We start from the raw sequence: 25,378 nt of genomic DNA, 5'->3' as shown, positions 1-25,378 counted from the left end.
TGGATGCCAAACAGCCGACTCAGGTGCCAGCGTTCAAATCTCGCGTCAAATCGTCCGCTGAGATAAAGTGGGCTTAGGAGAACCCGCCTGATCGCGTCGCCCGTATCGACCGGGGTTCCAACCTAACCGGCTTCGAGGCGCACATGTCCGTTGAAAACGTTTTTTTTACCCCCGTCAGTCAACTCTGCCATCGTGATGTCGTCACCTGCGAACAGGATCAAGCCCTGGTCGAGGTCGCCGACATGATGCGTGCGCATAACATCTCCAGCGTCGTCGTCTGCGCCAGTCAGAAGCCGGTCGGCATGGTGACGGATCGCGATCTGCGCAACAAGGTGGTGGCACAGGGATTGAGTCCGCTCGAACTCCGTGCGCGGGACATCATGAACAGCCCGCTGGTGACGATCCGCGAAAACGACTATCTGTTCGAGGCGCTCCACCTCATGAGTCGGCGGGGCATCCACCGACTGTGCGTGGTCGATGACGCCGGATCGCTCTGCGGCATTGTCACTGATTCGGACGCGCTGCGTCTGCAAAGCCGCTCGCCGCAGCAGCTCATGAAAGAAATCGAGGAGGCCGAAAGCACGCAGGATCTGAAAATGCTGCGTCTGCGGATGGAACAACTGGTGATCCATCTGATGGGCACGGGTGTTGCGACCAGGGATCTGGTGCAGACCGTGGCGCTGCTGAATGATCGGCTCCTGGTGCGCCTGATCGAACTGGTGCGCGCCGCCCGCTATCCCGACCTCACCGGACGTTTCGCCTTTCTGGTACTGGGCAGCGAGGGACGTCGCGAGCAGACACTGGCAACCGACCAGGACAATGCCATCGTCTATGCCGACGATCTGACGCCCGACGAGCTGGATCGGCTGCGGGATTTCAGCATTGATCTCATCGACAATCTGATCGGCATCGGCATGCCCGCCTGTAGCGGTGGCATCATGGCCAAAAATGCGGATTGGCGGCGCTCGCTCGGTGACTGGATGCAGGTGCTCGGAAAATGGCTGCACACGCCCACGCCCGACCACATCCTCGCCGGCAGCATGTTCTTCGACCTGCGCACCCTTTATGGCGATGAATCCTTCGAGCAGTCGCTCAAGCAGCACATCATCGGGTTGCTGCGCCGGAACAATCTCTTTCTCATCCACAGCGCCTCCAATGCCGTGAATTTCAAGCCGCCGCTCAACTTTTTCGGCGGGATCAAGGCAGAGCGGCGTCTCCCGCACCGTGGCAGCATCGAACTCAAGAAAGCCGGCATCTTCGCCATCACCGAAGGCGTCAAGGCCATGGCGCTCCAGGCCGGCATCACGGATGGCCGCACCCGCGATCGCGTCAGCGGACTCCAGCAGGCCGGTATTCTCACATCACGTCAGGGCGACAACCTGATCGCCGCGTTCGATTTCCTTGTGACCCTGCGCCTGCGCGCCCAGTTGCTGTCACTCGAACAGGGCCGGGAACCAAGCAATTATCTGCCACTCAATCATCTGAACCGCATTGAGGAAGGGCGTCTGCGACTGGCTCTGGAAGAGGTCAAAAACGTCCAGGAATTCCTGCGCAGCCGTTTTCATCTCCATCAGGTGAGTCGGTAAAACGTGCCGGATCCCTGCTGGATGCTGACGCCTGCTCTCTATCAACCCGAGCCCCCTGAGCGAGACGAGGAAACCAAGATGACCGAGAATCTGGTTCAGAAAAGACGCACCCAACTGCAAGCCGCCGTGAACAGCATGGGATCAATGGTCATCGCCGCACTGCGTCAATCCGTGACCTGCCTCGCGGGGCATGATCTGGCCCTGGCGGCACGCATCATCGAAGACGACGCCCGCATCAATCAACAGCGCCGCCTGCTCGAACAGGAATGTCTGGTGACCCTCGCCGCCTACAAGCCAGCGGGCGCGGATCTGCGCGCGGTCGGCGCCTGCATGGAGCTGGTCTCGGAACTGGAACGCATCGGCGACTATGCCGCCGACGTGGCGCGGATCATGTTCAAACATGGCGAGACCCCTTTTCCGCCCGAATCGGTGGCATCGATCATCGCCGTGGCGGATGTGGCCATCGAGATGCTCGCCGAGGCGCTCGCCGCCTTCACCTCGAACAGCGACGAACAGACCGCGCGCGCCTCGGTCGCCAGTGAAGAGCAGGTTGATCGCGATGAGGACAGCATCATCGAACAGGTGTTCGAGCGCATGCGCGCGGATTCCGGATTTGCCGCCACGGGCACCTATCTGCTGTGGATCGTACACAACTATGAGCGGGTCGCCGACCGCGCGACCAATATCGCAGAACGAACCGTTTATGTCGCCTGCGGACAGACACCGGATCTCGATTGAAACGTGCCTGAGGCGATCGGCCTAGTGCGTGGACTGGTTTAACCTTGCGTGAACTCACAAGCTTTTTCGTCGGCGCGTTTCAAAATATTCTAATATCTTAAATCGCGCCAGCTCCGACCATCGTCGATGCTGCCAAGATCGATCCAATCAAAAACATCGCATACCGCAGTCGGCGCGGTTTAACGGAGGACATCCAGCATGAGCACCCATCCGACCCAGATGCCGCTGTGTCAGCGGACGGCTTCGCAGCTCCTCATCATCGACGCTCAGGAACGCCTCGCCGCCGCCATGCCGTCTGACGAGGTGGAGCGGGTCGTCGCCAACATCAACCGATTGATGACGGCGGCCAACATCCTGGGGATCCCGATCATCGCCACCCAGCATTACTCGAAAGGGCTTGGCCCCATCATCCAGGCCATTCAGGCCAATCTGCCTGATGACACCGACCCCACCGAAAAAACCGCCTTTTCCTGCTGCACCGCCCCCGGTTTCGAGCGCCACATCTCGGCCCACCCGGAGCGTCGCCAACTGATCGTGGTTGGCATGGAGGCCCATATCTGTATTGCACAAACCGTCTCCGGCCTGCAACGCTGGGGCTATCAGGTATTCGTGCCCGCCGACGCCATCCTCTCGCGCACCGCCTTCTATCAGGAGAATGTGCTGCAACGCATGCGTCAGGGTGGAATCCAGGTCGTCTGTACCGAATCGGTCGGCTTCGAGTGGATCGGCGATTCGTCGGATGAACAGTTCCGCGAGGTCTGGTCGCTTTTCAAGTAACCTTCTCTGCTGCATCACGCTGGAGTGATCCCATGCGCCGAACCCTGCCGATTCTCATGATGCTTCTGGTCTGTCTGCCGCCAGCGGTCCAGGCGCAAGCGGCGGAACAGCCGCCGCCGCTGTCCGGAACCGTCTACCCCTATGTCATCGGTCTCGGCGCCATTGCCGGCGTGGTGGTCACCCAGGGGCTGCTGTTCGGAGCCGCCGGCTTTCCATTCCTGGCAGGCTCAGTCGCATCGGAAACGGTGATCGCGGCAGAGGTGTCAGTCGGCATCAGTCGGATCTATGCCGTCACCAGCGCCGTGACAGGCGCCTGGATCGCCAACTGGATTTATGATCATTAAACCGCGACCGGCGCGGTATGCAGTGCTTTTTGGTTTTGGTCAATCCCGACAGATTCGATGATTGTCAGGGCTGGCGCGGTTTAAGATATTCGAAGATATGAAATTGCAAACTGCGTTGCACCAAGAGCCCTGAAGGCGCCACAGCGAGGTATCACATGCGTGGAATCAAGACGCCGGTTCTGATCGCCATCCTGATGTTCGGCGGATGGCTGCCGCTGAAAACCTGCCATGCCGAACCGCCGGTGTCAGCACCGACATCGCCCCCGGCTTCGACCGCAACCCCGACGACCACCCCGGCGCCAGCGCCCGCCAGCGATCACCGGCTGCTTGCGGTCGGCGCTGGTGCCATCGTGGGTGCTGTGACGTTCAACATGCTGACCTACCCGCTGAGTTCGGTCCCTTTCGTGACTGGCGTCCTGGCCGGCACGCCGGTGGATATCGCCCTGGGCAGTCGTCTGCTGGCGGCCCTGGCGGCTGGCGGCAGCGCCCTGGCGGCTCATTATCTGTACGTCCAGACCGCAGACGCACCAACCACTCAGATCCCGAACCCGACCCCGCCCGCTCAACCCGATCCCCTCTATCCGCTGGTGCTGGCGACCGGCGCCCTGGTTGGGATCGCCGCCGTGAACGTCCTGACCTATGGTTTGGGAACCCTGCCGCTGGCGGTCAGCATCGAAACCGCAGCGCCCATCATCTCGCCCGCCGCCGCCGCCGCCAGCCGGATCTTCGTCGTGACCTCGGGTGTCTTCGGCGCCTGGATCGCCGACGCACTCTATTCAGACTGACCGGCATTCATCAATCAAAGCGATCAGCCGCTCCAGCGCCCCCCGATTGCGCTCGACCACGCCCCGCCCCTGCTCGCCGATCCGGGCGCGCAGGGGCGTGTTGCCGAGCCAGTCGGTCATCAGCGCCGCCAGCTCATCGGCATCCACGACGCGGACTGCCGCACCCTCCTCCACCATCAACTCAGTGATTGTCGCAAAATTGAAGGTATGCGGACCAATGGCCACCGGCACCCCGGCCGCCGCCGCCTCCAGCAGATTGTGACCACCAGTCGGCACCAGACTGCCGCCGATGAAGGCAGCGTCTCCGGCCGCGAGAAAGACCGGCAGATCGCCCATGGTATCGCCCAACAGCACCGCCGTATCGTCGCGACAGACATCCTGACGACTACGCCGGACCAGCGTCAGACCCTGACGCATGACGAGCGCGGCAACCCGCTCGAAGCGTTCGGGATGACGCGGCACCAGCACCAGCAGCGCGTTGGGAATCCGTACCCGCACCTGCCGATGGGCCATCAGCAACGGCCCGTCCTCGCCCTCATGGGTGCTGGCCGCGATCCAGACCGGACGCCCGACTCCCCAGGCGCGCCGCATCGATTCCGCCTGATCGAGCAGACTGGCCGGCTGACGCAGATCGAATTTGATGCTGCCCGTCACCCGCACCCGCTCCGGATCCGCGCCGAGTGCGATAAACCGCCGCGCATCGGCTTCGCTCTGAGCGGCAATGCAGGCAAAACGCGCCAGGGTCGTGCGGGTCAGACTGGTAAGCCGGGCGTAGCCGCGTGCCGAGCGCGCCGACAGCCGGGCGTTCGCCAGAATCACCGGCATGCCCCGTCGCTCGCAGGCCGCCAGGGTATTGGGCCAGATCTCGGTTTCCATCACGATCACCAGCGCGGGCCGCACCTGATCGAGAAAGCGATGCAGGATTCCCGGCAGATCGTAAGGCGTATAGCGATGGGCGACGCTCTCGCCGCACAGCTCACGCAGCCGGGCCGCACCGGTCGGCGTCGTGGTCGTGACCAGAATGCGTCTGGACGGTTCGCGGGCCAGAAGCTGACGGATCAGCAGCTCGGCGGCCTGAACCTCACCGACCGAGACGGCATGGATCCAGAGGTCAGCCGACGGTGCGGGCCGCCCCCAGGCCAGCCGCTCGCCGATCCGCTGACGATAGTCCGGTGATTTGAGGCTGCGCCAGATCAGCCGCAGCAGCGCGACAGGCAGTAGCAGGCGCAGGATGAAGGTGTAGAGGCCGAGGGTCATATTCACGTCAGTCATACAATCTGCCAATCGCCTCAATGATCCGACTGCTCGAACGCCCCGGCAGAAAATCGAGCACCCGCACCTCGCCACCATTGGCGCGCACGCAATCGGCGCCAGCAATGTCGTCAGGCCGATAGTCGCCGCCCTTGACCAACAGGTCCGGCTTGACGCGGCAAATGAGCGATTCCGGGGTGTCTTCGCTGAAGGGGCAGACCCAGTCCACCGAGGCCAGCCCGGCCAGCACCACCATGCGCTGCGCGACCCCATTGATGGGACGGCCCTGCCCCTTGAGCCGATGCACCGACGCATCGTCGTTGACCGCCACCACCAGCCGGTCGCCCAGCCGCCGTGCCTGTTGGAGGTAGGCGACATGGCCTTCATGCAGGATGTCGAAACAACCGTTGGTCATCACCACCCGCTCGCCGCGCGCGCGGGCGGTTGCGACCGCCGCGATCAGCGCCTCCTGATCCAACACGCTGTGCCATTCGACGCCACGATAGGCCCGCTCCAGTTCGGGCGCGCCGACAGTCGCCGTGCCCAGCTTACCCACCGCCAGCCCCGCCGCGCAATTCGCCAGGGCGCAGGCATCTTCCAGCGCCACGCCCGCACCCAGCGCCGCCGCCAGGGTGGCAATCACGGTGTCGCCCGCGCCGGTCACGTCGAACACCTCGCGCGCCTGGGTCGGCAGATGCAGCGCGGGCGCGTCCGCCCGCAACAGCAGCAGACCGCGCTCACCCAGTGTCACCAGCAGGGCATCCAGTTCCAGTTCGGCACGCAGATGCTGGCCCTTTTCGACCAACATGGCGTCATCGAGACAGACCCCGACGATCATTTCCAGCTCGCCGCGATTCGGTGTCAGCAGGGTCGCGCCACGATAACGGCTGAAATCGCGCCCCTTGGGATCGATCAGCACCGGCCTGCCCTGGGCGCGAGCCGCCGCAATGAGCGGCTGCGGATTGGCAAGCGTGCCCTTGGCATAATCTGAAAGCAGCAGCAGATCGGCCCCGTCGAGCCGCTCCGCGACCAGCGCCGGCAGCGGATCCTCGCCCTCGGGCGCCAGCGACTGCTCGAAATCGAGCCGGATCAACTGCTGATGCTGGCTCAGAACCCGCAGCTTGGTGATGGTTGGCACATCGGCGCGCCGATGCAGCCCCGCCGCGATGCCCTGCCCGGCCAGTCGGGCGGCCAGAATGTCCGCCGCCTCGTCCGTACCCGTGACCCCGACCAGCGCGGTTTGCACCCCGAGCGCCGCCAGATTGAGCGCGACATTGGCCGCCCCGCCGGGCCGATCCTCGACCCCGGCGACATGCACCACCGGCACCGGTGCTTCGGGCGAGATGCGCCGCGTCGCTCCAGTCCAGTAGCGGTCGAGCATCAGATCGCCGGCCACCAGCACGCGGGCCTGGGTGAAGTCGGGAAAAACGGAAGGACGGGTCGGATTCAAAGTCGCCACCGAGTCATCATCGTCAATTTGGTTTGCGGAATATCGATCGTCTCAAATGTCGAGCATGTACAATATACGGTACATATCCGCTCGCAGAAAAACTCGATGGATGCGATCACCTACACCGCCGCCCGTGCCAATCTGGCCCAGACCATGAACCGGGTCTGTGACGATCATGAGCCGATCATCATCACCCGCAAGACCGATCAGGCGGTCGTCATGCTCTCGCTGGAAGACTACAACGCGCTTCAGGAAACGGCCTATCTATTGCGCAGTCCAGCCAACGCCCGGCGGTTGCTGGAATCCATCGCCGAGCTTGAAGCCGGCGGCGGAGCCGAGCGGGGATTGATCGAGTGAGGATCGTCTTTTCCGAACGGGTCTGGGAGGAATACCTGGACTGGCAAACAGAGGATCGCAAGATCTTGGCACGGATCAATCGTCTGATCCGCGAAATCCAGCGCACGCCCTTTGCCGGCACCGGCAAACCCGAACTCTTGAAGCACGCGCTCTCCGGCTACTGGTCGCGGCGGATCAACGCTGAGCATCGAATCGTCTACAAGCTTCATGGCGAGGATCTGCTGATTGCGCAGGTGCGTTATCACTACCACTGAGCCGATTCACCCAGCCTCCGCCACTCCACCAGCGCCGGTTTCGGCGCCTGTTTGACAGCGAGCTTCCACCAGTAGCCAAGCAGATTGTCCCCATAGGAAATCGCCTTGCGCGGCAGCACCAGCGGATGATCCAGCGGCGTCGCCGCGCCGCGCAGACAGGTGGTGGCGCTGACATAGCCGGCTTCGGCGGCGGCCTGCACCGTGTCCAGATCGAAACTGCCGAAGGGATAACAGAGGTGCGTTACCGGCGCGCCCAACACATCTTCGAGATCCGCCCGGCTCCGGCTGAGTTCGGCGCGTCGGGTTGGCGGATCGACCTCTGCCAGCTTGACATGACTGGCCGTATGCGAGCCGATGGTGACGCCAGCGGCATGCACGGCGCGCAGCCGCTCGCCGCTCATCAGCGTGGGAATCGGGCGTCCCGGATCCTTGGCGAACCAGTCGGCACGCCGCCCGAGCCAGCCGCTGATGGCATAGATCGTCGCCGGAAAGCCATGCTGTTGCAGCACCGGCAGGGCGCGATCGGCGAAGTTGTCATAGGCGTCGTCGAAGGTCAGCACCACGGCGCGCGGCGGGATGACCTCCTCGCCGCGCAGCCCGCGCAGCGCCTGATCCAGACTCAGCACGCGGTACCCGAAGCGGTCAAGAAAGGCCATCTGCGCGGCAAAGCGGCGACGGTCGCAGTAATTCGCCCGATGCGCCCGCATCGGCGCAAAGTCGCCGACCTGGTGATACATCAGAATGGAAAGCGGTGGGGGACGCATTGCTGATCGGGCCGTCGCTCAGACGCGGACTGACGCGATGAACCCAAGCAGTCCTTTGAGCAGGTCCAGCGGCGCGGGCGGACAGCCGGGAATCTTCACATCCACCGGGATGACGTTCTCCACCGCACCGCAGCTTGCATAAGAAACACCGAACTCACCCCCGGTACAGGCGCACTCCCCCGCCGCGATGACGAATTTCGGCGCAGGCGTCGCGCGCCAGGTGCGACGCAGCGCGGTTTCCATGTGCCGCGAGACCGGCCCCGTCACAAGCAGTGCATCGGCATGACGCGGTGAGGCAACGAAATGGACGCCAAAACGCTCGACATCATGATAAGGATTGTTGAGCGCGTGGATCTCCAGCTCGCAGCCATTGCAGGAGCCGGCATCGACCTGACGGATGGCGAGACTGCGCCCGAAGCGCACATCGATCAGCCGGCGCAGCTCAATGCCCAGCCGTTCGAGTTCAGCGTCCCCGCAGTCGGGCGGCGTCTCGGTGACAACGCCGGTGCGCAGGGATTGCTCAAGGATACGAAACATCTTTTACAGTCCAGGTGTTCAGCCACGTCCGGCGCGGCATGCGGCGTTGCTGTTCTGATTTTATTCTATGCCGGATGGCGGGGGAGGCAGCATGGTACAACAGGCTCACAAACAATGAAGCCCCACCCTCATTTGACGAAACGGCGTGCGCTTCGTCTACACTGAGAACGCACTGACCCGCCCGAGAACTGCATGAAAACCGACCCATCGATCGTTTCCGGTCGCTTACGGACGAGGAGATCGCGACGATGTTGAACATCTTCACCCCGCGCGAAGAAACCCGCGCTTATCAATCCATCTTCGTCAAGGGCGAAGCCAAGGGCAAAGCCGAAGGCAAGGCCGAAGGAAAAGCCGACAGCCTCAAGCGTCTGCTCACCCGCCGCTTTGGCCCGTTGCCAGCCGGAGTCAGCACGCGCATTGATAGCGCCGACATCCCGCAACTGGACGCCTGGCTCGACGCTGTGCTCGACATCCAATCCCTTGACGAACTGCTCACCCACTGACGCCCCCAGGATGAAGCGGATGGGGCATGCGTTCCGTCCACACTTTGAACGCACGCGGCAGCCCAGCCACCGGAGGCGCCCGCACACCAGGCGACAGTTAAGAACTGTGCGATACCTCCCGCTTTTCACTCAAAACATGGACTAAGATTAGCCCCACGGATTCACCGTCATCCCGCCGTGCTCGCCACCCGAACCGATCATGACGGTCTCGCCGCCCGGATCGATCTCATGTTTTGATACTCGCGCGTTGACGCCAAATCCGTTTGCGGGCGCCCGACAGCGGAGCAGCGCGATCACTTGACCAGGGACGACCCATCAGCGACCCTCAGCGTCAACCGTCAGTCGTCCACCAGTGGCGACGCCCACAGACCCGAGACGAGCGAAGAAGAAAGCCGATGACCGCCAGCCGTATCCATCAAACCAGGAAGGTTCCCGCCATCCGCGCCATGCAACCGCCTGCACGACCGTGGCAGGCGCAACACATGGCTGGCGTCACGCTCGTTGAGCTGGTCATCACCCTCTCGATTGCCGCCATCCTGATGACCATTGCCGTACCGAGCTTTCAGGATCTGATGCGCACCAATCGCACCGCCACCCAGGTCAACGAATTTCTGACCGCCTTGAATCTGGCACGCAGCGAGGCGGTCAAACGCGGCGCCTCTGTTTCAGTCTGTTCGTCCACCAACTCCACGGCATGCCGCACCGCCAATACGACTAATTGGGCGGATGGCTGGATTCTGTACGTCACCGGTTCCAGCCCATTGGAGATCCTGCGGGTCTGGCCTGCCCTCAGCGGAACCGCCACCTTTACCGCAAGCACCGGACAGGTCACTTTTCGCGGCACCGGACAGGCGGCGGCAGCGATTACTTTTACCTATACGCCAACCGGCTGCTCCGGCGATCAACGGCGAACCATCGCCGTCAGCGCTGTTGGCCGGGCGACCTCAAGCAAGGCAACATGCCCCTGATGGATGAGCGAGTCGACATGAAGCGTTCAGCAGATTTTGCGCCCTGCGCCGTCTTTCGGCAGCGCGGTTTTACGCTCATTGAAGTCCTGATTGCAGCCCTTGTTCTTTCTGTTGGACTGCTTGGTCTAGCTGGATTGCAGAGTGTCTCACTCAAGTTGAACCAAGGGTCTTATCTGCGCACCCAGGCTACGAATCTGGCGTATGAAATTACCGATGCCATGCGGGCGAATCGGGACAAGGTAGCCGCCTATAAAGGAAATGCCGAAGCCGAAGAATGCGAAGGCGATTTCACACGAACAGGTTCCAATATCGCTGAAGATGACTTTAACGAATGGGCAAATCGTCTTGCTTGCCTGCTGCCAGAAGGACAAGGAAATATTTCAGCATCGGGTAATCAAATCACCGTTACGATTTGCTGGAATGATTCGCGCAGCGAGTCTGAAGAAAGTGAGAGCGATCCGGTTTGCACTGACTTAGGCATTGATGGGACCATTTCGTTCAGTTTCGAGACTCAGTTATGAGTAGACTAAAAAATAGCGGTTTTACGCTGGTCGAGCTAATGGTCGCCATGACCGTTGGTTTGTTCCTGACCGCGGGCATTATCTCACTTTTCATTGGCAGCAAACAAAGTTACCGAACAACTGAATCCTTGTCGCGACTACAGGAAGACGGGCGGTTTGTACTCGACTATCTATCCCGCGAAATCCGTCAGGCCGGGTTCAAGGGCTCCTGCATCAAATCGCCCAACAACCTGCTTCTTGAAGATTCAGCAAAAGGCTATACGGCTGATCGCTTCGATCTAAAAAAACCCATCAAGGGCTGGAATGGAGCAAAGGGAGACGACCCAAGCGCCAACACCGGAGCGATGAATGATTATGTTGCCGGAACCGATGTCATCATGTTCAAACATGCTGCAACACTTTCCGGCCTAGAGGCGGCAAGCGATACATCTTCCGCTTCCACAACAATCGCTCTGGAAGACCCAAATGAAAATCTGAATTCCATTTTCGTCATCACTGACCCGTATGGCTGCGATGTCTTTCAGAATCGTTCCATTAATACTGCGTCAACGCTTTCACGCGCCAGCAGCACCGCAACTCCCGGACCAGGAAACAAGGATGCCGCAAGCAATAAATTCAGCCACGACTATGAAGAAAACATGGAAATTCTTCTTCTTCAAAGCCGGATTTATTTTATTGCTCAAGACGCAAATGAACGGCGCAATTTATGGGAGCGGCGATTCGACAAAGGCTCTTCTTATGAAGACATTGAGTTAATGCCAAATGTTTTCGACATGCAGATAACCTATCTAACCGACTCGGGCACTAACTACGTCGAGGCAGATTCGGCCTGGACGGACACGAATTGGGAAAAGGTGATCGCTGTCAGAATCAATCTTTTAGTCTACAGCGATGACGACAATCTGGTGGAAACGCCGATGTCGCTTCCCTTCATGAAAAACGATGGCAGTTTTTACGACTCAGCCAATCCATTTCCAGACCGGCGCATCTATCAAATGTTCACCACCACCATTGCCCTGCGCAACAGACTGCCCTAAGGAAGCGAACAACCATGATGCAGCAATCACTCCGCCACCGACAACACGGCACTGTCCTGGTCATCGGGCTGATTTTGCTTCTGCTCATGACACTGATTGGTGTGACGGCCATTCAAACCACCAGTCTCGATGAACGCATGGCGGGCAATGCGCGAGATCGCAATCTCGCTTTCCAAGCCGCAGAAGCGGCACTGCGTGAAGCCGAACAAAATGTCACAAAAACATCCACACCGGATTTACTGCCAAAACTGACCGAGGTTAAACCGGATCCACAGCAAGACACTGCGTGGGACAACTATCAAACTTACACTGGCACGATTCAGGATATCATCAACAAACCGACCTATGTCATTGAAAAATTAGCAGATTTAAGCAGCGCATTGGAATTTAAAGATGTTAGCGGCCTTTATCGCGTCACCTCACGCGGGCAAGGATCTACCGCAACGGCTGTTGTTGTTCTGCAAACGACCATTGGACGCGGCAATCCTGATTGATTGCTGAATGAAGTAAAGATTGCAAGGCGCAATGCCAGGCCAAGAAATTCCTACACTGGAGACACATCATGCGTAACCGTGGCCGCCGTTTCATGCTCAAGCAACCATTATTCCCACTTTTACTTGGCGCCTTGCTCATTTTTCCCGCAGCCTTTACGTATTCTGACGATGCATCCCTGCCACCAGCCATTGCTCAAACGCCGCTTTTTATGGGCGGGGGAATTGACGCGCCACCATTGACCATGCTGGTCATGGGTCGCGACCACACGCTTTATTATGAAGCCTATAACGATGCGTCCGATCTTAACGGTGACAATGTATTGGATGTCGGCTACAAGCCAAACGCTGGCTTTGATTATTTTGGCTATTTCGATTCTTATCTTTGCTACACCTATAGCGACAATCGTTTTACCCCTGACTCCACGACCACCAACAAAAAATGCCCTGGAAAATGGAGCGGCGATTTTCTCAACTACATCACTACGACCCGCATTGACGCCCTGCGCAAGGTGCTGTATGGCGGCCACCGTATCGTCGATACCACCACTGAAACCGTCTTGGAGCGCGCTTATATCCCGCAAGACGCCCACAGTTGGGGCAAGGAATATCACAGCATCGCCCGCGATGGCTATGACATTCGCGATTACACCCCGCTATCTCTCCCCACGACCGGGACACGTCATCTGATTGCCAATACCACCCTGCTGAAAACAGGAAGCAAAGAACCTTTAATGCGGGTTCTGCCCAACTCAAAATTCAGGATCTGGGAGTGGGTGGCGATCGAGCGACCGGTCGCCGGCACGAAATGCGTTTCAGGCGATTGCGAGACAAGCTCGACGACACAGACTGCGAGCCATCCAAACAACTCGTCTGAATTCCAGGCGCTCGTCGATGCCTGGGGAAACGATGATCAAAAATGCGGCAGCGGCGCCATCACTGGCGGCAATATCAGCAACTCCGGATCAAATAAAAATCCGTTCAGTGGTTCAAATGGCTGTGCTCACGACTATTACATGACTGTCATTCGCGGCCAGATTTATGCGCCGACAGAGGGTAACTATCTGTTTGCGACGAATGGCGACGATGCAGTCGAGGTGTTGATTGACAATCAGGTCATCACTGGCTGGTATGGCGGACATGGCAGAAGAGGCGACTCAAATATTGAGACCCGTGCAAACAATACCGGCTCAGTTGTGACCAAAACATTAACCGCCGGCTGGCATGACATTGAATTTCGCCATGAAGAAATGACCGGCGACGACAACTGGGAACTGCTCTGGAAACCAGCGAATGGAGTCTGGGCTATCGTGCCGGCGACAAGCTTTCGCAAATCAGCAGATGAACCGAATGTGGCGCCAACCATTACAACCTACAAGCTGAAACGAGACCTTCCAGCCTCGAAAATCGCAGATTATGTGGTGCGCGTGCAGGTCTGCAAATCTTCCGATCTTTTAGACAAAAGCTGTAAAACCTATACGGATACGACAGCCACGCCAAATACCACCACGTATAAACCGGACGGCCTGCTTCAAAAGTATGGAAATACCGATAAGATGATGTTTGGCCTGATGTCTGGATCATTTACCCACCCCTATAACATGCGCGGCGGCGTTCTGCGCAAAAACATCGAAAGCTTTACCAACGAAATCGACCTGAAAACCGGAATTTTCAAAGAAAATGTTGATGGCATCGTGCAAACCATCAATAAATTCCGCATCGTCGATTTTAATATGGACCAGAGTTATCAATATAACGACGGTTGGCTGACAACCGAGTCAATGTCCAAATCGAATAGCAAATTTCCGGACTGGGGCAATCCGCTGGCTGAAATGATGTATGAAACCCTGCGTTATTTTTCCGGAAAAACAACTGCCACAGCAGACTTCACGCCAACACCGACCGATGGCAAGGAGCGCGTGACTCTGCGCGATTATTCAGGCAGTTCGACGATGGACCTCCCCATGCCATCATGGCAGGACCCTTACCTGAAAAAAGATACACTCTATTGTTCACCTGCGGCTCAATTGCTCATCAGCGATGTGAATCCATCATTCGATACCGAGTATGTTCCTGGCAGCGCTTGGGGTAGTTTCAGTGGCGACATCAGCGGCCTCAATGTGAAAAATGAGGCGGACGCCATCTGGACCGCCGAATATGGCAGCGGTTCAAGCATGCATTTCATCGGACAGGTGGGCGATAACTATGATGGCGCACCGACGGCTAAAAGCGTCAGCGGATTAGGTAATATCCGCGGCCTGTCGCCTGCAGAGCCAACCAAGCAGGGCGGCTATTATTCCGCTGGCATTGCCCGTTATGGCTTTCTCAATGACCTTCGCACCAATCTGACCGACAAACAGGATATCAATACTTTCTCTGTCGCACTGGCCTCTCCGCTGCCTAAAATCGTGATTCCGGTAGATGGCAAACTGGTCACTGTCGTGCCATTCGCCAAATCGGTAGGCGGCTCCAGCATCAATGCCGAAAAAAGCAAATTCCAGCCGACGAATACCATCGTTGATTTCTTCATTGAGGAATTTGCAAATACCGATCCAAAGGGTTCCGATGCCAATGCAAACATCAATGAAGGACGCCCTTCAATTAAATTTCGCATCAATTATGAAGACGTCGAGCAAGGCGCCGATCACGATATGGACGCGATCGTCCTGTATGACCTCAAAGTGAATGCAGACAAGACCTTGACGATTTCACTCGATTCGAGCTACGCCGCTGGTGGCATTATGCAACACATCGGATATGTGGTTTCGGGAACCACAAATGATGGCGTTTACCTGGAAGTCCGCGATAAAGACACCAGCGAGAACGAGGATCCTGCTTATTTCCTCAACACACCTGCCGGACTCGTGCCCGGAGCCTGCGACGTCGCTACTCCACCCAGTACGTGCAAACCACTCCCGCTTCAGGCCAGTCGCACCTTCACCGCCAGTAATTCGGCTGATGTGGCGACCGTCTTGGAAAATCCACTCTGGTATGCCGCCAAATATGGCTCAGAAGGGAATAGCGGCCTTAAGAAAGGCCAACCTTCACTCAATTATTTCCTCGTCACCAATGCCGGCAACTTACAGAAGCAGTTGGAAGACGCCTTTACCCGAATCATCCTGCTGTCAAAATCGACTGCCGCATCCATTGCGGCAAGTTCGAGTCGCGCCACTAACGATGCGATAATCTATCAAGCCAGTTTCGACAGCAATGACTGGAGCGGCGACTTAATCGCCTTGAAAATATTTGGCAAGGACGCTTCCAAGACACCAATCTGGAGCGCTGAGAAAAAGCTTCCAAATTGGAATAAACGAAAAATCTATAGCTGGTCGTGGGACACGGATACAGATGAGACACTGGGCATTCCGCTTACTTGGGATGACCTCAACGCGCCACAGAAGAACATGCTGGCTGCAAATGAAACTTCACAGAAGGCTTTGCTGAACTGGGTCTATGGCGACCATAGTCAGGAATCTGCGAGCGAAAATGGAGCCGGCTTTCGCCACCGCACCAAAATTCTTGGCGACATCATTAACTCCGATCCGCTTTATGTCGGTAAACCGACCAATCTTGGGTACGCGAAGCTGCCGACAGGAACACCCGGACAGGATACTTATCTTGGCGCAGGCGGGTTTATCGATACCTATAAAGATCGCAGCCCGATGATTTATGTCGGCGCGAATGACGGCATGCTGCATGCCTTCGATGCGGAAACGGGCGTCGAAAAATTTGCCTATGCGCCAAATGCGGTGTTGCCCAATCTGGCCAATCTCGCCAGCAAAACCTATCAACACCGGTACTTCGTCGATGGCTCGCCCTCTGTTGGCGATGCCTGTGTCAATGTTGGTGATGACGATTGTGCTTGGCGTTCAGTTCTGGTCGGCACGCTGGGCGCTGGCGGGCGTACCGTCTTTGCACTGGATGTGACGGACCCGGATAACTTCGACGAATCGAACGTGCTCTGGGAGTTTACCGACACCGACCTTGGTTATATGGTCGGCCAGATGACCTCCTCACCCGTTATCGGTCGCCTGCAGAACGGCAAATGGGCCGCCATTTTCGGCAGCGGTTATTTCGGCAATGGCTCCGACACGGGCACCGGGGCATCGCTTTACATTGTCGATCTGGATGATGGCAGCCTGATTAAAAAGATCCAGGTTTCGAATGACAATATGAACGGACTCTCTGCCGTCGCCTTGATCCGCGATGGCCAACAAACCATCGCCGGCGCCTATGCCGGCGATCTCAAGGGCAATCTCTGGAAATTCGACCTTACCGGGACGTCAGCCGACGACTGGGGTATCGCCTATGGCGCACCACTATTCCAGGCCGTTAATGGCGATGGCGTGGCTCAACCCATTACCGATCCATTGGATGTCGGCATACACCCATCAGGCGGCTATCTCGTCTTTTTCGGCACGGGCCAATATATGCGCGCGACCGACCCTGCCGATAAAACAGTCCAGACCGCTTATGGAATCTGGGATAACGCGATCCTGGGGAAAGACACGACCGAGACAACCAAGACAGTCTGGAAAGACGGCAGTGCAATTACGGCAGGCCGTTCGGCATTGCAGAAACAGGAAATCATTTTCGAGCTGAAGATTGCAAGCGAAAAGGAAAACTGGCGAGTCATCTCGAAAAATTCAATCGACTGGGGAACTCGTGCGAGCCCGGTTAAACGCGGTTGGTATATCGATTTAACCTCTCCCGATCCTAACACGGCTGGTGCGCGCATCAAGCAGGGCGAGCGAATCATCAGCCGCCCGCAGATTCTTTCCGGATCCGGGCTGGTATTGTTCACCACTCTGGTTCCCGTGACATCGACCGATCCATGTCAGACTGGCGGCGGAGAAAGCTGGATACTTGCTGTCGATATGTTTACCGGCGCACGCTCGGAAGGACCGACCTTCGACGTGAATGGTGACAAGAAATTTGATGAAAACGACACCAGGACAGTGACCATTGATGGCAAGGAAGTCGTCGTGCCACTGAGCGGTTTCAGGTTGGATCAGATCATTGATTCCCCCCGCGCCCTGCTGGATGGCGACGATTACACCCTGGTGACGGCTGGCTCCAACGGCGAGGAAGCTAAAGAATCGGGCAGAGTGGATGGCAGTGCGATTGGCCGACAAGGTTGGCGGCAACTGCGCTGACTGTCTGGCTCGTTGGCTCATTCCCACGTTCTCTGGCGTGGGAATGCCATTGCACCACTGTCGGTCACGCGACGACGGAGCGTCCTGAGTGGCTCCCGCGCCGGGGTTTGGGAGCCAGAGGATGCAGCGTGACTGATTTTGCGACTTCATGAAACGACATGCCGGAACAGGCTCTTAATTTATGCAAACCACTCGTTCACAGATCGCCGGTTTTACCCTCATCGAACTCATGATCACGGTCGCCATCGTCGGCATTCTGGCCGCGATTGCCTATCCCTCCTATCAGGATTCGGTGCGCAAATCCTGGCGGGCAAATGGGGCGTCCTGTCTGATGGAACTGGCGCAGAGGATGGAACGGCGCTTTACCGGCAGTTCAAGTTACGTCGGCAACGCCCTGCCTCCCAGCGGCTGCACGACCGAGGCCGATATGGCTGCTCACTACGGCTTTTCATTTGCCGCCAATCCAACCGCCACCGCTTTCACCCTGCAAGCCGTACCTGTTGGCTCCCAGGCCAGCGACACCTGCGGCACCCTGACCATCACGCAGACAGGGCTGAAAGGGTCCGACGGCACGGTCAGCGACTGTTGGCGCCGTTGATTCATCCTCCCTGGATCTGGTGACGAAGCTCCGCTTCACGAATTCGAGGCGGAGTGCTCAAATCGATCCAAGCTCGAAACCTGCCGTCTCGTGAAGCAGCGATTCATCGTTGAGCGAGATAGGACGGATAGAGTAACCACGGTTTAAACTTGAACGCCATCGGCCAACCGGGGGCGCTTTTGGTTGGGCGCAAATTGAAACCTTTTCAGTGGTCATCCTGGTAATCGATCAGGGTGGCATCTTCGTCTTCAAACACAAAGGTCATTCGCCAGTTACCGCTGACCGCCCGAGCCTGCTGCCAGGTCACGACCGGCACACCCATCCACAGCGCTTCGCAACTGGTCAGCCCGCGGGTGAAGGGAAAGGGATCGAGCGCAAGGTCGAGGTCGGCGTATTCTTGGAGCAGATCGGCATGGAAACTCGGCCCCCGCAGTTCCAGCCGCTCGGGCGCGATCCCCCGCGCCGCGAAGGCGGCACTCACCGAAGCGCACAAGTCCGGATCGAGCAGGGTGCGCCACTTGAGCACGCGGGCACCGCCGCCAGGATACGCGCCCAGAGATCGATCACCCCGACGTTGAGCTTGGCGGTATTGTTGAAGCGGGCGAAGGTCACAAACCCGCGCACCAGCGCTGGTGGTGGTGCGAGCTCTGTCGGCATCCAGGGCACTGGCTGGTAACAGAAGCGCCCGCCGGGCAGACGGAGGATCGGCTCGACAAAGGCGTGCTCGGCGCCTGGTGGCGCGTGCCAGACATTGAGCAGCACCCCATCCAGACACGCCAGCCCGATCGTGGCGAAATAGCCCATCCACGACACCTGTACCGGCGCCGGGCGGTGCGCGAACGCCGTCAACCGTGAACCGGCGGTATGGCCCGACAGATCCACCAGCACAACCGGTTTCAGAGTTTCTTAGCTGGAAGATCACCCTCCAGCATATTTCCATCCGGTACCGTAAAACATACTGATCGTAGGCATGTGTCGTGCTCCGCGCGTTGGTGCGACCCGGTGATTTTAGCAAACCCGATGCGCGGTCCAACAAAAACGCCCCCGGTTTCCCGATGGCGTTCAAAGATCAGACGTTGGTGCATGGGTTCGATGGGTTTCGTGACCAATTGGCATCCGTGCCAATCATCGGCGTCATGCCGTGGTCACTCTACCCATCCTACCTTGCTATTTGACCCGTGCATGCGGGACATTCGGACTGGCCGGATTGACCACCACACTTTGCCGACTGGGCGATAACAACAAATCCATGTCTTCCATCGGGACCGCACCGAGCAACACTTCATCGCCCATGACGAGCGCACCGACGAAACACAGCCGATTTTCAAACATGACTTTGGTCGGACCGACATACGGAATTTTCAGCGCCCGTCCGTCAGCCACCGTTACTTCACGCATCGATTCGGTAGGCAAATCCAATTGCACGGCTATGTGTTCCGGGATGCACAGCATCAAGGCGCCAGTATCCACCAATGCCTGCACCATCAATGGTTTTAAGTCTGACCGACGCGGATTGCTTAATTGGATGTCGGCAAACAGATGCCCCATTGTTCATATCTCCAATTAAAGACACCCCCGGTTTCCCGAGGGCGTTCAAGTTCAAGCGTTGGTGCAGTAAACGATGGGTTTCGTGACCGACAGGCGTCCGTGCCCAATCTTCAAAGTCGTACCACGGTCACTCTACCCATCCTACCTTGCTACCTTGCTGGCTAATCAATAACCAGGCGGGTGATGTTTGAGATACCAGATCAATGCACCGCCGATCACATTGACAATCACCAACAGCATCAAGAGAGAAAGCACTGAACTCGTCATGGCGGATTCCCCGAATCACGAACGTAAGACAACACCCAAACAGCCACAAATTCGATGTTGAAGAAACCGATGATTGACAGCGTCAGTTGCACCCAGGCAACGGGTTGAGCGATCAGCGCGGTATAACCAAAGACCGCAAACTGCGCCAAGGCAATCGCATGCAACGCAGCGGCAATATGTTTGAGTTGCTCTTTGTTCATTGGTTTGATCGTACCACCCCAAAAGGTGACAAACAATCAACGAAATCAGTCGTTCAGGTTAAGGTACGCGATGCGTATCCTTTATTCGCCCAGCGCGCGGGAGAGGTCGTCGATGTCGATGTCGGGGACGGCGCCGCAGCCCCAGTCGGGGGTGTAGGCGCCGCAGTTGACCCAGCGGTGAAAGGAGGAATAGGGCCAGTCGCGGGGGCAGGCGGCGTGACCGTGTTTCACCGGGTTGAAATGCGGATAATTCAGGTGGTTGGTGTAGTCGCGTTGATCGCGCAGGGTGTGTTCCATAAACCGGCGTTGCCAGACGCCACGCCGACGGTAGCGCTGACGCGAGGCGGAGCGGGATTGTTCCGCACCGCCCGCCGCCAGCCAGCATTGGGTGAAGCGTTTTTTGATCAGCCCCATGCGTTTCGGATAGTGCGTATCGTCCGGCGGCAGGGTGAAGATGGCATGAAAATGATCGGGCATGAGCACGATGGCATCCAGGCGAAACGGATGTTGACGTTGACAGTCGAGGATCGCCGCGCGCAGACAGGCCCGCGCCAGATCGGTGCACAGGATCGGACGCCGACGTTCGGTGACCGTCGTCAGAAAAAACGACCCACCCGGCAGATAACAACGGCGATAGTGAGACATTGGCCGCACATTCCATCGTCGGAAAAACCGTAGGGTACGCATCGCGTACCATTCCGCCAAGCCGTAAAAAACCGCCGCGTTTCCGAAAAAGCGCGGCGATTCAATGTAGTTCCATCGAGGCACAAAAAAACCGCCGCGCTCCCGGAAGAAGCGCGGCGGTTGAATCAAGCATTGGACCAATCAATCAGCGTCCGTGCCGATTGAGAGGGTGTAAGGTACGCGATGCGTACCCTACCCGGCTGACAGTTTACGTCGCCCTTGGAAGACTAATTTTCGGGGGAACCTCACGTCCATCTGTGTTTTGGCGTTTTCAAAACCCGTCAATCTTATCAAGCGGATTATGCCCCGCAGGCTTGACGGGAAAGACGGTATCTACATTCTACGTTTCCATACATTCCATAATGCCTCTTCAAAGCGTTTCGCAAAACGCTTTCCATCGAACAGCGGAGATTGTCGAAGATGTTCCCGTAGCCTCAGCCGTAATAACTCCATGTTTTTTAAATCGCTCGCGAACTCTACAGCTTTTTCGACATAGTCATCGTCACTATTCGCCACCCAATCTGTCAGCTTGGCAGCGGAAAGCAGGCTAAGCCTCTGACGAGCCAAAATCGAATCACCAGCCAGTATCAGGGAAGGCACCCCCATCCAAAGGGCCTCAGAGGTGATCAAACCATGACATTGAGGGAATGCGTCCAAAATCAGGTCGATTTCAGCATATGCTGATAAGGAAGGCACTTGGTTGCTTGGATCAACCAAAATCAGTTGTTCTGGAGTGCAGTTTTGTTGACGAAGACGGCGCAAAAATTCTTCCCTTAGTGCCGAATCGCTCAATTGCTTATTCTGTACACACAGACGAGCCGATGGAAGACGTTCAAAAATCCTGGCCCAAAGGGTAATTATTCCATCGGATATTCGGGCAGGATCTTGGAAACAAGCAAAAGTGACAAAACCATTTTCCAATGCTGGCAAGGGGCCGATTTCTGAGGCATCGTCTGGAATAGTAAAACAGGCCCGCGTTTCTGGTAAATACCAGACCTCCTCGGTGAACCATCGCTGGTCAGAAGGCGGAATAGCAATTTCATCGGCAAACAACCAATCAATCTCTTTAACCCCGGTCGTTGCACAATGCCCCAACCAGCTCACCTGTACCGGGGCGGGTTTCCGGGCAAAAACACCCAAACGATTATGTTCAGTATGACCCGAAAGATCGATTAGAATATGGATTCCGTCTGCTCGAATACGTTCAGCGAATGCATCGTCCGTTTCAGAGTCCAGTGTTCGCCAAGCATTGAATTGCAGCTTTAAGCCCGCAGTCATGACATCTTCAAGCGGCTGCGTTGCATAAGCAAAGAGCTCCAAGCGATCTCGACTTAAGTGCCGCAACACACTTTCGAGCACATGGCCAACAGGATGATCGAGAAATTCACCTGACACAAAACCAATCCGCAACTTCGTGGATTCCGGATCGATGCTAGCTGGCCAGGTGGTAAAAGGAGACACATTCCGAGAGACCCGTTCGCCATATTTCTTTGCTTCATTTAAATACCCCGATGCCGTCACCAGACCCTGCTCATTCAAACACATCAACAAATGGCTATAGAAACAGAAGGCATCAGGTTTAATTTCAAGAGCGTGACGTAAATGAATTTGCGCTTCATCATAGCGCCCCATCCTAGCGTACATCACCCCAAGATTGCCGCACGCATCAGCGTCGTCAGGTCTGAGTTGCACGGCTCGATCGAACGCTTGACTCGCCGCTGTCCATTGATTCATCGCTTTAAAAGCCAGCCCCAAGCCGAAATGTGCCGGCGCGAAATCCGGCGCTATTTCGAGCGATTTTTTGTACTCGGCAACAGCATCAAGAAAACGCCCCACCTCATATAACGTATGCGCAAGATCGGTGCGGACATCGGGATTATCCGGCGCCAGCCCGGTTGACTTACGCATCACTGCCAGTGCTTCCTGTAACTTCCCTTGAGCACGAAAGATGCGAGCCAATGCCTGCCATCCAAATGGATGCTGTGGGTACTTGGCAAGCAGCGCGCGCGCGCGCTGTTCTGCATCCGGATAGCGGCCGGAACCATATAATGCCTCGAATCCCTCCATCTCTTTTTGCTTTGGCTCTTTGATGGCTGGAGACGCTTTCCTTTTGACGAGTACAGTTCCTTTCTTGCCCTTACCGTGTGCGGCTCCCTTCACATTTTCGTCAGAAAATACTCGCCACATTCCCCAAAGTGCCTGCTTTAAATTTTCCGCGAATTTTGTACCGTCAAATAAGGGTGAAATAGCGACTTGCTCGCGCAAGCGGCTACGGAGATCAGCCAAACTGTCGAGATCATTGGCGAATGCCACGGCCTTCTCGACAAACTCATCTGGCGAGTGAGCTACCCAATCAGTCAAACCGCCGGCTGTCAGCAGACTGGCTCCCTGGCGGGCAATCAGCGAATCGCCCGCCAAGGTCACCGTCGGCACCCCCATCCACAACGCCTCGCAGGTCGTAGTGCCACCTGGATAAGGGAAGGTATCGAGAAGCAGGTCTACCTCGGCATGCGCTACCAAATATTCACCACGACCGGTCGATGGATGCAGCGAGACCATGTCGGGATCGATACCCGCATTCCGTAAGCGTTTCAGCATCCGTTCACGGCCTGCCTCTTCGTAAAACGCAGCCGTCTGCAAACGCAGACGCGCACCCGGCAAACGCGCAATGACCTTGGCCCAAAGACCCAAAACGTCATCGCTCACCTTGGACAGATTCTGAAAACAGCCAAGCGTGACATAGCCATTGTGCAAGGCCGGCAGCGGACTCACCGCTGGCGCATGGTCGGGTGGACTGAAACAAAGCCGTGTATCCGGTACATACCAGATTTTTTCGGTGAACTGGCTCCGATGAGCAGCGGGAACACCTGTTTCATCGGCAATCAGCCAATCGATTTCAGCGACCCCTGTCGAAGCAAAGTAACCCAGCCAGCTCACTTGGACTGGAGCGGGTTTCCACGCAAACATGGAAAGCCGATGGTGTGCCGTGTGCCCGGCCAAATCAATGAGGACATGCACGCCATCCCCGTGGATACGTTCGGCCGCGTCACGATCTTCCACGCCCACCAGGGAGATCCAGCGGTCGAAATGCGGCCGCAAACGAGCTGTTACGCCATCATCCGGATGTGGCCAGGTGGAGTAAGCGACCAATTCGATACGACTACGGTCAAGCTGCGGAATCAGACCAAGCAAGAAGTAGCCAACGGGATGCTGATGCAAATCGCCAGAAACGATCCCAACACGAAGGCGCCGGGGATGACGATCACACATCCAGCGACTATAGGCTTTCCCGCCAGCGCGATGCATCCGCTGACGCACCAGATCGCCATAGCGGCGGGCTTCAGCGACACGCTCTTCGGCAGTATAGTTACCGCTGTAATTCATCGAAAACAATAAATTACTTTGCGTGTTGTCATTCTCGGGAGTCAGCTCCAGGATGCGTCGATGAATCCGCATCGTCTCCTCAGCCAAACCCGATTTACCCAGTGCCACCGTCAAGTTGCTCAATAACGTGACATCGTTAGGTTTTTGTATCAGTGCCTGACGCAGTGCCGCCTCGGCGTGGGCGTACTCGTTGGTTTCGATCAAGAGTCTCGCGCACACCAGCAAGATCTGGGTGACGTACTGCTCCTCGGCCATAAGCGCGCGCACCAGCTCCCAGGACTCCTGGTGCCGCTTGAGCCCAAGCAGCGCATTGGCAAGATTGGCGCGGGCCGACACCGATTTGGGATCGATCGCCAACGCCTGTTTCAGCCAGGGCAGCGCCGCTTCATAGCGCTCGGCATCGTTTAGATTGTCGCCAATGTTGGCCAGTAAATCGACGTTGCGAGGCGCCAGCGCGAGTGCCTGAAGATACAGTTTATGCGCCTCGTCATAGCTCCCCAGATGGTTCAGCGCCAGCGCGCGCTGGTTGAGCAAATCCACGTTATCGGGCATGACGACAGCCGCGAGATTGAGACAATTACGCGCCAGCAGATCCTTGCGTTGATGCAGCAGGGCAACGCCCAACAGTTGCATCAGCCGTGGACGCCGTCCGCAACGCTCAATCTCACGCCTGATCTCAGCCTCCAGGGCTGCGTATTGACCCTGTTCCTCCAGTGCCCGCAGCGCGGGCCAGTCTGGCTGATTCACCAAGACTTTTTGAATCTCTTCCGTCAGCCAATCGACCTGCGTCCCGGCCAGACCGCGTTGCCGCCCTTCCTCAACAACCCGTTGCGCCTGCTCGCTGTCGCCAAATTTCAACAGGGTTTCGGCATAACTCAGCCAGTATTGACCATGCGCAGGGTTGGTTTCGAGCGCGCGCTTCAGATGAGGGATCGCCTCGGCATATTGCTCCCGCTGGGCCAGTAAGACGCCTAAATTATGATTGGCGTCGGGCTGTTCCGACGCCGCGTCCAGAACGGCGCGATACGCCGATTCGGCTTTCGCCAACTGACCGGCTTGATGATGGGCGACGGCCTGACGCAGCAGATCCGCCAGCGGCGAGGAAAGAGAAGGCATAAGGGATGAATATCAGTAGTGAAAATCAGAGGAATCGACGTATGAGTCAAAAGATAATATCT

At 57.4% G+C, this 25,378-nt stretch carries 24 protein-coding genes; 14 read left to right on the top strand and 10 right to left on the bottom strand.

Annotated features, from left to right (window positions below; translation table 11 throughout):
- The first annotated feature begins 143 nt into the window (after positions 1–143).
- From EDC35_RS04415 to EDC35_RS04395, 5 genes are all read left to right on the top strand, one after another.
- On the top strand, positions 144–1,586 hold the full coding sequence (locus EDC35_RS04415; RefSeq protein ID WP_132976027.1) for a putative nucleotidyltransferase substrate binding domain-containing protein: 1,443 nt from the start codon (positions 144–146) through the stop codon (positions 1,584–1,586).
- A gap of 78 nt (positions 1,587–1,664) precedes the next feature.
- Positions 1,665–2,324 carry a phosphate signaling complex protein PhoU gene (gene phoU / locus EDC35_RS04410; RefSeq protein ID WP_132976304.1) on the top strand — a complete coding sequence of 220 codons (660 nt, stop codon included), beginning with the start codon at positions 1,665–1,667 and terminating at the stop codon, positions 2,322–2,324.
- Positions 2,325–2,522: 198 nt separating this feature from the next.
- A complete protein-coding gene (locus EDC35_RS04405) occupies positions 2,523–3,101 on the top strand; it encodes an isochorismatase family protein (protein ID WP_132976026.1) in 579 nt (192 codons plus the stop codon).
- A 32-nt stretch (positions 3,102–3,133) separates the two neighbouring features.
- Complete coding sequence (locus tag EDC35_RS04400) at positions 3,134–3,445, top strand: hypothetical protein (protein WP_132976025.1); 312 nt, start codon at positions 3,134–3,136, stop codon at positions 3,443–3,445.
- Between the two features lie 155 nt (positions 3,446–3,600).
- A complete protein-coding gene (locus tag EDC35_RS04395) occupies positions 3,601–4,230 on the top strand; it encodes a hypothetical protein (protein WP_132976024.1) in 630 nt (209 codons plus the stop codon).
- Here the strand turns inward: EDC35_RS04395 and waaA are convergent.
- Positions 4,222–5,502, bottom strand: a complete 1,281-nt coding sequence (waaA, locus tag EDC35_RS04390; protein WP_243651426.1) for a lipid IV(A) 3-deoxy-D-manno-octulosonic acid transferase — start codon at positions 5,500–5,502, stop codon at positions 4,222–4,224. The genes EDC35_RS04395 and waaA overlap by 9 nt on opposite strands.
- Positions 5,495–6,940, bottom strand: coding sequence for a bifunctional D-glycero-beta-D-manno-heptose-7-phosphate kinase/D-glycero-beta-D-manno-heptose 1-phosphate adenylyltransferase HldE (hldE, locus tag EDC35_RS04385; protein WP_279387974.1), 1,446 nt, complete (start codon positions 6,938–6,940; stop codon positions 5,495–5,497). Before hldE ends, waaA begins: the two co-directional genes overlap by 8 nt.
- A 96-nt stretch (positions 6,941–7,036) precedes the next feature.
- On the opposite strand from hldE, the gene EDC35_RS04380 reads away from it, so the two are divergent.
- Complete coding sequence (locus EDC35_RS04380; RefSeq protein ID WP_132976023.1) at positions 7,037–7,288, top strand: type II toxin-antitoxin system Phd/YefM family antitoxin; 252 nt, start codon at positions 7,037–7,039, stop codon at positions 7,286–7,288.
- Positions 7,285–7,542 (top strand): Txe/YoeB family addiction module toxin, encoded by a 258-nt coding sequence (locus EDC35_RS04375; protein ID WP_132976022.1) that lies wholly within the window; start codon positions 7,285–7,287, stop codon positions 7,540–7,542. Before EDC35_RS04380 ends, EDC35_RS04375 begins: the two co-directional genes overlap by 4 nt.
- Here the strand turns inward: EDC35_RS04375 and EDC35_RS04370 are convergent.
- Together EDC35_RS04370 and EDC35_RS04365 are read right to left on the bottom strand one after the other, a co-directional pair.
- Positions 7,533–8,306, bottom strand: coding sequence for a polysaccharide deacetylase family protein (locus EDC35_RS04370; protein WP_132976021.1), 774 nt, complete (start codon positions 8,304–8,306; stop codon positions 7,533–7,535). The genes EDC35_RS04375 and EDC35_RS04370 overlap by 10 nt on opposite strands.
- 18 nt (positions 8,307–8,324) lie before the next feature.
- The gene (locus EDC35_RS04365) at positions 8,325–8,843 is read right to left on the bottom strand and encodes an NADH-quinone oxidoreductase subunit B family protein (RefSeq protein WP_132976020.1); all 519 of its coding nucleotides are present in this window, start codon (positions 8,841–8,843) and stop codon (positions 8,325–8,327) included.
- Positions 8,844–9,091: 248 nt separating this feature from the next.
- Here EDC35_RS04365 and EDC35_RS04360 point away from each other — a divergent pair, with 248 nt between their 5' ends.
- The 7 genes from EDC35_RS04360 to EDC35_RS04330 all read left to right on the top strand — a co-directional run bounded on the left by EDC35_RS04360 (position 9,092) and on the right by EDC35_RS04330 (position 18,117).
- Positions 9,092–9,346 carry a DUF4351 domain-containing protein gene (locus tag EDC35_RS04360; RefSeq protein ID WP_243651425.1) on the top strand — a complete coding sequence of 85 codons (255 nt, stop codon included), beginning with the start codon at positions 9,092–9,094 and terminating at the stop codon, positions 9,344–9,346.
- A 395-nt stretch (positions 9,347–9,741) separates the two neighbouring features.
- Positions 9,742–10,314 (top strand): GspH/FimT family pseudopilin, encoded by a 573-nt coding sequence (locus EDC35_RS04355; protein WP_132976019.1) that lies wholly within the window; start codon positions 9,742–9,744, stop codon positions 10,312–10,314.
- Positions 10,315–10,331: 17 nt separating this feature from the next.
- Positions 10,332–10,835: a type IV pilus modification protein PilV gene (gene pilV / locus EDC35_RS04350; RefSeq protein WP_132976018.1), complete on the top strand. Its 504-nt coding sequence runs from the start codon at positions 10,332–10,334 to the stop codon at positions 10,833–10,835.
- Positions 10,832–11,872, top strand: a complete 1,041-nt coding sequence (locus tag EDC35_RS04345; protein WP_132976017.1) for a PilW family protein — start codon at positions 10,832–10,834, stop codon at positions 11,870–11,872. Before pilV ends, EDC35_RS04345 begins: the two co-directional genes overlap by 4 nt.
- 14 nt (positions 11,873–11,886) lie before the next feature.
- Positions 11,887–12,366 carry a pilus assembly PilX family protein gene (locus EDC35_RS04340; RefSeq protein ID WP_132976016.1) on the top strand — a complete coding sequence of 160 codons (480 nt, stop codon included), beginning with the start codon at positions 11,887–11,889 and terminating at the stop codon, positions 12,364–12,366.
- A gap of 68 nt (positions 12,367–12,434) precedes the next feature.
- The gene (locus tag EDC35_RS04335; protein ID WP_132976015.1) at positions 12,435–17,519 is read left to right on the top strand and encodes a PilC/PilY family type IV pilus protein; all 5,085 of its coding nucleotides are present in this window, start codon (positions 12,435–12,437) and stop codon (positions 17,517–17,519) included.
- Positions 17,520–17,700: 181 nt separating this feature from the next.
- The gene (locus EDC35_RS04330) at positions 17,701–18,117 is read left to right on the top strand and encodes a type IV pilin protein (RefSeq protein ID WP_132976014.1); all 417 of its coding nucleotides are present in this window, start codon (positions 17,701–17,703) and stop codon (positions 18,115–18,117) included.
- Positions 18,118–18,322: 205 nt separating this feature from the next.
- On the opposite strand, the gene EDC35_RS18675 is transcribed toward EDC35_RS04330, so the two are convergent.
- The 6 genes from EDC35_RS18675 to EDC35_RS04300 all read right to left on the bottom strand — a co-directional run bounded on the left by EDC35_RS18675 (position 18,323) and on the right by EDC35_RS04300 (position 25,316).
- Positions 18,323–18,598: a hypothetical protein gene (locus tag EDC35_RS18675; protein WP_132976013.1), complete on the bottom strand. Its 276-nt coding sequence runs from the start codon at positions 18,596–18,598 to the stop codon at positions 18,323–18,325.
- Positions 18,595–18,999, bottom strand: a complete 405-nt coding sequence (locus tag EDC35_RS04320) for an O-linked N-acetylglucosamine transferase family protein (protein ID WP_243651464.1) — start codon at positions 18,997–18,999, stop codon at positions 18,595–18,597. Before EDC35_RS04320 ends, EDC35_RS18675 begins: the two co-directional genes overlap by 4 nt.
- A 285-nt stretch (positions 19,000–19,284) precedes the next feature.
- Positions 19,285–19,665: a clan AA aspartic protease gene (locus EDC35_RS04315; protein ID WP_132976011.1), complete on the bottom strand. Its 381-nt coding sequence runs from the start codon at positions 19,663–19,665 to the stop codon at positions 19,285–19,287.
- Between the two features lie 263 nt (positions 19,666–19,928).
- Positions 19,929–20,132, bottom strand: a complete 204-nt coding sequence (locus EDC35_RS04310; protein ID WP_132976010.1) for a hypothetical protein — start codon at positions 20,130–20,132, stop codon at positions 19,929–19,931.
- 81 nt (positions 20,133–20,213) lie between these two features.
- The gene (locus EDC35_RS04305; RefSeq protein WP_132976009.1) at positions 20,214–20,777 is read right to left on the bottom strand and encodes an REP-associated tyrosine transposase; all 564 of its coding nucleotides are present in this window, start codon (positions 20,775–20,777) and stop codon (positions 20,214–20,216) included.
- A 372-nt stretch (positions 20,778–21,149) separates the two neighbouring features.
- Positions 21,150–25,316, bottom strand: coding sequence for a tetratricopeptide repeat protein (locus EDC35_RS04300; RefSeq protein ID WP_132976008.1), 4,167 nt, complete (start codon positions 25,314–25,316; stop codon positions 21,150–21,152).
- Between the last annotated feature and the right edge of the window lie 62 nt (positions 25,317–25,378).

The organism is Thiobaca trueperi, from assembly GCF_004342175.1.
In the GTDB taxonomy this organism is placed as follows: domain Bacteria; phylum Pseudomonadota; class Gammaproteobacteria; order Chromatiales; family Chromatiaceae; genus Thiobaca; species Thiobaca trueperi.
The sequence above is the reverse complement of the archived record's forward strand: the minus strand, read 5'-3'. Positions and strand labels throughout refer to the sequence as shown.

Bases quoted from the DNA above. Each gene is read 5' to 3' on its own strand.
- EDC35_RS04380 (WP_132976023.1), top strand. From the start codon at position 7,037: ATGGATGCGATCACCTACACCGCCGCCCGTGCCAATCTGGCCCAGACC.
- EDC35_RS04305 (WP_132976009.1), bottom strand. From the start codon at position 20,777: ATGTCTCACTATCGCCGTTGTTATCTGCCGGGTGGGTCGTTTTTTCTG.
- waaA (WP_243651426.1), bottom strand. From the start codon at position 5,502: ATGACTGACGTGAATATGACCCTCGGCCTCTACACCTTCATCCTGCGC.
- EDC35_RS04340 (WP_132976016.1), top strand. From the start codon at position 11,887: ATGATGCAGCAATCACTCCGCCACCGACAACACGGCACTGTCCTGGTC.
- EDC35_RS04300 (WP_132976008.1), bottom strand. From the start codon at position 25,316: ATGCCTTCTCTTTCCTCGCCGCTGGCGGATCTGCTGCGTCAGGCCGTC.
- EDC35_RS04345 (WP_132976017.1), top strand. From the start codon at position 10,832: ATGAGTAGACTAAAAAATAGCGGTTTTACGCTGGTCGAGCTAATGGTC.
- phoU (WP_132976304.1), top strand. From the start codon at position 1,665: ATGACCGAGAATCTGGTTCAGAAAAGACGCACCCAACTGCAAGCCGCC.
- EDC35_RS04400 (WP_132976025.1), top strand. From the start codon at position 3,134: ATGCGCCGAACCCTGCCGATTCTCATGATGCTTCTGGTCTGTCTGCCG.
- EDC35_RS04415 (WP_132976027.1), top strand. From the start codon at position 144: ATGTCCGTTGAAAACGTTTTTTTTACCCCCGTCAGTCAACTCTGCCAT.
- EDC35_RS04395 (WP_132976024.1), top strand. From the start codon at position 3,601: ATGCGTGGAATCAAGACGCCGGTTCTGATCGCCATCCTGATGTTCGGC.
- EDC35_RS04370 (WP_132976021.1), bottom strand. From the start codon at position 8,306: ATGCGTCCCCCACCGCTTTCCATTCTGATGTATCACCAGGTCGGCGAC.
- EDC35_RS04405 (WP_132976026.1), top strand. From the start codon at position 2,523: ATGAGCACCCATCCGACCCAGATGCCGCTGTGTCAGCGGACGGCTTCG.
- EDC35_RS04310 (WP_132976010.1), bottom strand. From the start codon at position 20,132: ATGAACAAAGAGCAACTCAAACATATTGCCGCTGCGTTGCATGCGATT.
- EDC35_RS04330 (WP_132976014.1), top strand. From the start codon at position 17,701: ATGCAAACCACTCGTTCACAGATCGCCGGTTTTACCCTCATCGAACTC.
- EDC35_RS04360 (WP_243651425.1), top strand. From the start codon at position 9,092: ATGTTGAACATCTTCACCCCGCGCGAAGAAACCCGCGCTTATCAATCC.
- EDC35_RS04355 (WP_132976019.1), top strand. From the start codon at position 9,742: ATGACCGCCAGCCGTATCCATCAAACCAGGAAGGTTCCCGCCATCCGC.
- EDC35_RS04365 (WP_132976020.1), bottom strand. From the start codon at position 8,843: ATGTTTCGTATCCTTGAGCAATCCCTGCGCACCGGCGTTGTCACCGAG.
- EDC35_RS04315 (WP_132976011.1), bottom strand. From the start codon at position 19,665: ATGGGGCATCTGTTTGCCGACATCCAATTAAGCAATCCGCGTCGGTCA.
- pilV (WP_132976018.1), top strand. From the start codon at position 10,332: ATGAAGCGTTCAGCAGATTTTGCGCCCTGCGCCGTCTTTCGGCAGCGC.
- EDC35_RS04335 (WP_132976015.1), top strand. From the start codon at position 12,435: ATGCGTAACCGTGGCCGCCGTTTCATGCTCAAGCAACCATTATTCCCA.